Origin of the sequence: Streptomyces sp. NPDC059398 (assembly GCF_042751845.1) — a bacterium.
GTDB lineage: Bacteria > Actinomycetota > Actinomycetes > Streptomycetales > Streptomycetaceae > Streptomyces.
Genome location: NZ_JBHYWP010000106.1, coordinates 1 through 5,172, shown reverse-complemented (window position 1 = coordinate 5,172; position 5,172 = coordinate 1). Strand labels below are relative to the sequence as shown.

Annotated in this window: 8 protein-coding genes; 3 read left to right on the top strand and 5 right to left on the bottom strand. The window is 69.7% G+C overall.

All coding sequences use genetic code 11. The features are described 5' to 3' along the window. Positions 1–196: 196 nt before the first annotated feature. From ACFXBC_RS29155 to ACFXBC_RS29135, 5 genes are read right to left on the bottom strand one after another with little or no spacing between them, the layout of a single operon-like run. Positions 197–550, bottom strand: a complete 354-nt coding sequence (locus tag ACFXBC_RS29155) for a gas vesicle protein (RefSeq protein ID WP_385030908.1) — start codon at positions 548–550, stop codon at positions 197–199. 58 nt (positions 551–608) lie between these two features. Continuing rightward, the gene (locus ACFXBC_RS29150) at positions 609–881 is read right to left on the bottom strand and encodes a gas vesicle protein GvpG (RefSeq protein ID WP_385030906.1); all 273 of its coding nucleotides are present in this window, start codon (positions 879–881) and stop codon (positions 609–611) included. Between the two features lies 1 nt (position 882). Then, the gene (locus ACFXBC_RS29145; RefSeq protein WP_385030903.1) at positions 883–1,641 is read right to left on the bottom strand and encodes a GvpL/GvpF family gas vesicle protein; all 759 of its coding nucleotides are present in this window, start codon (positions 1,639–1,641) and stop codon (positions 883–885) included. Between the two features lie 3 nt (positions 1,642–1,644). Further along, entirely contained in the window at positions 1,645–2,091 is a 447-nt protein-coding gene (gene gvpJ / locus ACFXBC_RS29140; protein ID WP_385030979.1) for a gas vesicle protein GvpJ, read from the bottom strand. 29 nt (positions 2,092–2,120) lie between these two features. Next, positions 2,121–2,450, bottom strand: a complete 330-nt coding sequence (locus ACFXBC_RS29135; protein ID WP_385030901.1) for a gas vesicle protein — start codon at positions 2,448–2,450, stop codon at positions 2,121–2,123. A 260-nt stretch (positions 2,451–2,710) separates the two neighbouring features. On the opposite strand from ACFXBC_RS29135, the gene ACFXBC_RS29130 reads away from it, so the two are divergent. The 3 genes from ACFXBC_RS29130 to ACFXBC_RS29120 all read left to right on the top strand — a co-directional run bounded on the left by ACFXBC_RS29130 (position 2,711) and on the right by ACFXBC_RS29120 (position 5,133). Next, positions 2,711–3,157, top strand: a complete 447-nt coding sequence (locus tag ACFXBC_RS29130) for an Asp23/Gls24 family envelope stress response protein (RefSeq protein ID WP_385030898.1) — start codon at positions 2,711–2,713, stop codon at positions 3,155–3,157. Positions 3,158–3,325: 168 nt separating this feature from the next. Beyond that, the gene (locus tag ACFXBC_RS29125) at positions 3,326–4,093 is read left to right on the top strand and encodes a histone protein (protein WP_385030895.1); all 768 of its coding nucleotides are present in this window, start codon (positions 3,326–3,328) and stop codon (positions 4,091–4,093) included. A 5-nt stretch (positions 4,094–4,098) separates the two neighbouring features. Continuing rightward, a complete protein-coding gene (locus tag ACFXBC_RS29120) occupies positions 4,099–5,133 on the top strand; it encodes an SRPBCC family protein (protein WP_385030892.1) in 1,035 nt (344 codons plus the stop codon). The last annotated feature ends 39 nt before the right edge of the window (positions 5,134–5,172 follow it).

Genomic DNA, 5,172 nt, shown 5'->3' with positions numbered 1-5,172 from the left:
GCGTCACCGACCGCCCCCCCGCCCCCCGCGGCTCCCCCGGCCCCACGGCGGCGGCCCCCCCCGGGGGGGGCCGGGGGGGCGGGGCCGAGGCTCGCGGGACGGTCCGGCCCGCAGACCGCGAAGACGTAGGTGACCGGGGCGCCGCTGTCGTCGGCCGGGCCGGGCGGCAGGTGCGAGGGGGGAACCGGGGTGGGAGTCATCGGCGGCGCACTTCCCTCGGCCTCCCGGACTCGCCCGCGCTGTCGCCCTCCAGTGCGTCGAGGCGTTCGCGGAGCAGTTTGTTCTCCTCGGTCAGGGCGTTCTGCGCGGCGCGGGATGAGAGTGCCGGGTCCGTCTCCCACCAGTCGATGCCGGCCTTCCGCGCTGTCTCGACGGACGAGATGAACAGCCGCAGCCGGATGGTCAGCAGCTCGATGTCGAGCAGGTCGATCTTGATGTCGCCTGCGATGACGATGCCCTTGTCCAGGACCCGTTCGAGGATCTCGGCCAGATTGGCCGTCGAGGGCGCATGGGTCTCGGGCGGTGAGTCCCAACTGTCCACATCCGTCACGGTGTTCCCTCTGCTCCCTCTGTTCTCGGCCGTCTCCGTGCTGGCCCTGCGGTCTCGTTCATCTCCGCGCTCCCGGTGGTCCGTGGACACTCCGCGCCGGCGCCGCCGGCCTCCGGTCGAGGAGGTCGAGGAGCCGCTCCTCCTCGCGTTCGAACTGCGCCAGGCCGATCTCACCGTCGTCCAGGGACCGGTTGAGCGCGGCGAGCCGGGCGCGGATCACCCCGGGGTCGTGCAGTTCCTGCTCCGCGGCGTCCACCAGCCGGTCGGAGATCCAGACCACGCCGCGTACCGGCGCCAGCGGCAGGAGCAGGACGCCCGAGAGCAGACCCATGTCAGCCCCTGGCCGGGGCGGGTTCGGCGCCGACGAAGCTGTAGCAGGGCAGCGGCCCGGTCAGCCGGAGCTCCAGCCGGTCCGGGTGGGCCGCCGCGAACCGCTCGGCGACCTCGCGGAAGAGCGTCTCCTTGGCCCGCGGTACGAGGAACGAGGCGTTCAGGACACAGCCGTCGACCTCCGGACCCGGACGCATCTCGTCGGCGATCTCCGCGAACTCGACCGGCAGCCGGGCCGCCGCCACCGCGGCTCTGCGCCGGAGACCCGCCGCCACGGCCTCGCCCAGCCGGATGCTGGCTTCGTAACCGGGGTGCCGGCGGGTCTCCTCGCGGACCTGCCGGACCACGGGGTCCTCCCGGAGCAGCGCCTCCAGACAGTCCTGCACCGGCGTGATCTTCACGTTCATCTCGACGCGCTCGTCGAGGCGTTGCAGTACGGCGGTGTGCTCGCCGCGCCGTGCCATGACATCGGCGAGGACCGTGGCCTCGTCCGGTGCGACCACCCCGAAGCGCATCGGCAGTACCGGCCCGCCCGCGGCCAGGGTCAGCAGCAGCTCCTGGTGGGCCAGGAGATCGCGGCGCCGGGCCCTGAGCCCCGGGTACGTCCCGCTGACCACGACGGCGAGGTCCCCGGCCGGCAGCAGCCGGACCTCGGCGGGCGGGTCGCCGACGCCGCTGGCGCCCGAGGGCAGCGGGTGGGCGCCGCCCACCACGCCGTACACATAGATGCCCGGCGCTGATGCCGGTGCTGATGCGGACATCGGTCAGCTCTCCTCGTGACGGCGGGTGCGTCCGCTGCTGGAATGGGCCTTGCGCCGGCGCGGGCGGTCCTCCCCGTCGTCGTCATCGTCGTCGTCGTCGCCGGCTCCGACGGCCTTCTTCACCTTGTCGCCCACGGAGTGCGCGGCCTTCTTCGCGCCGGCCTTCCCTGCGCTCTTGGCCATGCCGCCGCCGAAGAGCTCGGGGACGGTCCTGCTGGTCGCGTCGTGCTCCAGGTCGAGCCGGTTGCACGCCTCGGCGAAGCGCAGATAGGTGTCGACGCTGGCGACCACGATCCGTGCGTCGATCTTCAGGATCTCGATGCCGACCAGCGAGACACGCACGAAGATGTCGATGACCATGCCGCGGTCGAGGATGAGTTCCAGGACGTCGTAAAGAGTGCCGGCCCGCGGGACGCGGACGACCTCCTCGCTGTATGTGCTCAAGGGGATGACCGTCTCTCCGGGTGGGCGGTGGGCGCTCATGTGTCCGCCTGACCACGGCGGTAGCGACGGACCCGGTGGTACTGCACCAGGGATCCGCCCTCGTCCAGATCCACCGCGTACGTCGCGAGAAGGCTGGTCGTGTCGGGGATGCGCGAGAGCTCCAGCACATCCACGTCGACCTGCCAGCCCTTGTCGGTCCGTGACACAGCGGAGACGCCTTCGGTGTGGTGATTGATCAGTCGGTTCAGGCTTTCGCAAGCGCGTTCGGCAGCGTCCTCCGCTCCCCTGACGCGCTTCTTCCCGTCCGCGGCAGGGGCGGACGTGCGAGAGGAGGTCTTGGCCTCCCGGGTTCGCTGCTCTGACATGTTCGTCATTCTGTTGACGCTCCGGCGGTCCCGCACTCCGGGTGAGCCGAACGGTGAGCGGCTGCGCCGCACCCGCCCCGAGCAGCGCATTCCGCCCGCAGCGGCCGACCGGAAACCACGCGAATGGCGGCTTCCCGGTGGCGGGAGGACATTGGAAGGAGAGATGCGCGCCGCGATGCGTGGATCAGCCGGGTGCGCCCGTCGCTGAAGCATCCGGTGCCGCTCGCCGACACAGCCTTCTTCGTACTGGAGGATCTCCGATGGCCAGCATCGAAAGCACCGGCAGCACCACCGAGAGCGGTGGCGGAACGCGAGGCACCACCACCATCGCCGACACGGTCGTCGCGACCATCGCCGGTATCGCCGTACGCGAGACCGACGGGATCTACGCCGTGGGCGGCGCCGCTTCACGGGCCCTCGGGTCGGTTCGCGACCGGGTGTCCGGGGCTCCCTCGCCCAGCCGGGGGGTCAAGGTCGAGGTCGGCGAGACACAGGCCGCGATCGACCTGGAAGTCATCGTGGAGTACGGCGAACCCATCTCGGACGCGGCGAAGGAGATACGCAACCGGGTGACGGACGCGGTGGAGACGATGACCGGACTGGAAGTCGTCGAGATCAACATCAAGGTGTCCGACGTCCATCTGGCCGGGGACGACGACGAGGACGAGGACGACGAGGACAGCGGCCGCAGCGCCCGCGTCCGATGACCCCGATGACGGTCCGGACCTTCTCGTGGCTCCAGGGGCGGCACTGGGCTGCGGCTGCGAACCCTGAGAAGGCCCGTGCACCGGGGAGCCCATGGCGGTGAAGGAGTCAGGCGCCCGGCCCTGCCGGGGCCTGCCCGGACCGCTTCTCTCTCGCTCTGAGAGGCACTCATGGAAAACAGCACGAAGGTTTCTCTCGCCGCGGCCGTGGCGGCCGGATATGTCCTGGGCCGGACGAAGAAGGGAAAGCTGGCCCTCGGTGCCGCCTCCCTGGTGGCCGGCCAGCAGTTGCCGCTGAATCCACGCGAACTCGTGGGCTTCTGTGTCCGCAAGCTGGCGGAGAACCCGCAGGTCGCACCCCTCATCGAACAAGCCCGCAGTGAAGTGCTGAACGCGGGCCGCACCGCCCTGTCGGCGACGGCCAACCGCCGCCTCGAATCCCTGGCCGGAGCACTCCAGCAACGGACCAGCGCCCTCAGCGAACCACCGGGCGACGAGGACGGGGAAGAGCCTCCGGAGGACGAGGGCGGGGGCGAGGACGAGGACGAGGGGGACGGCGAGGACGAGGAGGACGACGAGAAGGACGAGAACGGCGAGGGGGACGAGGCAGAAGAAGAGGGCGGGGAGGAAGAGGACGCGGAGCAGGAGGACGCGGAGGAAGAGGGCGGGGAGGAAGAAGAGCCGCCGCACCGTAGTCGTCCCGCGAAGCGGCCCCCGGCCGAAAAAGCACCCGCCAGGAAGAGCGCGTCCGCGCCCGACGGGAAGAAGTCCGCCGAGAAGAAGCCTCCTGGGAAGAAGCCGGCCAAGAAGGCACCGGCGAAGAAGACCGCCGCCAAGAAGACCGCGGCCAAGAAGACCGCGGCCCCCGCGGCCAGGAAGACGGCATCGAAGAAGGCTGCCGCCAAGAAGACGTCGAGCCGCAACAGCCGTAGGAGGTAGCTCTCATGGCCAAACAGGAGGACGCATCCGCGGACCAGGACAAGTCCGCCCTCGACAAGGTCAAGGACGAGTTTTCCGCCTATGTCGGCGCCAAGGGGCAGCGGCTGATGGATTCCGCCACCGGAAAGCTCTCGGATCTGGCGGAGGGCCTGGGCGATTCCGGCGACGGGGGCGGGGGCCTCCTCGACGTCGGAAAACGGGTCATGGGCGGCGAGAACCCCGTCAAGGCATTCGCGAGCGAGAAGGCCGGCGCGGTGAAGGACAAGGCCGTGGACTCGGTCAAGAACGCCTTCGGCGGGGGTGGCGGCAGCAGTAAGGCCGGGACTCCCAAGGTCACCAACATCATCGAGATGATCGATGTCGGAAAGCCGCTGCGCACGGTGTATGACCGATGGACCGAGATCGAGGAGTTCAGCTCCTTCACCAAGGGCGTCACCGGGGTGAAGCAGTCGGACGAGATCGAGAGCGACTGGAAGCTCAAGGTCGCTTTCTCCAACCGCAGTTGGAAGGCCACGGTGCAGGAGCAGGTGCCCGACGACCGGATCGTCTGGACCTCCGAGGGCGCCAAGGGGACCACCCGCGGCGCCATCACCTTCCACGAACTGGCCCCGAGCCTGACCCGGATCGTCGCCGTCGTCGAGTACACGCCCGCCGGCTTCTTCGAGAAGACGGGCAACATCTGGCGTGCCCAGGGGCGCAGGCTGCGTCTGGACCTCAAACACTTCCAGCGCTACGTGACCCTGACCGGGGACGACGACGAGGTCGAGGGCTGGCGCGGGGAGATCCGCGAGGGCGAGGTCGTCCGCAGCCACGAAGAGGGCCTTGAGGACGACGAGCAGGACGACGACCAGAACGACAACGAAGACGAGGACGCCGACGAGGAGGAGGAGGACGAGGAGTACGAGGACGGAGAGGGCGAGGACGAGGAAGACGAAGGCGAGGAGGGCGAAGGCGAGGAGGGCGAAGGCGAGGAGGGCGAAGAAGGCGAAGAAGACGAGTACGAGGACGAGGAAGAAGGAGAAGACGAGGACGAACGTTGATGCGGCAGGTGGGCGGGGGCCGGATACGGTATCCGGCCC

Bases quoted from the DNA above. Each gene is read 5' to 3' on its own strand.
- ACFXBC_RS29150 (WP_385030906.1), bottom strand. From the start codon at position 881: ATGGGTCTGCTCTCGGGCGTCCTGCTCCTGCCGCTGGCGCCGGTACGC.
- ACFXBC_RS29120 (WP_385030892.1), top strand. From the start codon at position 4,099: ATGGCCAAACAGGAGGACGCATCCGCGGACCAGGACAAGTCCGCCCTC.
- ACFXBC_RS29125 (WP_385030895.1), top strand. From the start codon at position 3,326: ATGGAAAACAGCACGAAGGTTTCTCTCGCCGCGGCCGTGGCGGCCGGA.
- ACFXBC_RS29135 (WP_385030901.1), bottom strand. From the start codon at position 2,450: ATGTCAGAGCAGCGAACCCGGGAGGCCAAGACCTCCTCTCGCACGTCC.
- ACFXBC_RS29145 (WP_385030903.1), bottom strand. From the start codon at position 1,641: ATGTCCGCATCAGCACCGGCATCAGCGCCGGGCATCTATGTGTACGGC.
- ACFXBC_RS29130 (WP_385030898.1), top strand. From the start codon at position 2,711: ATGGCCAGCATCGAAAGCACCGGCAGCACCACCGAGAGCGGTGGCGGA.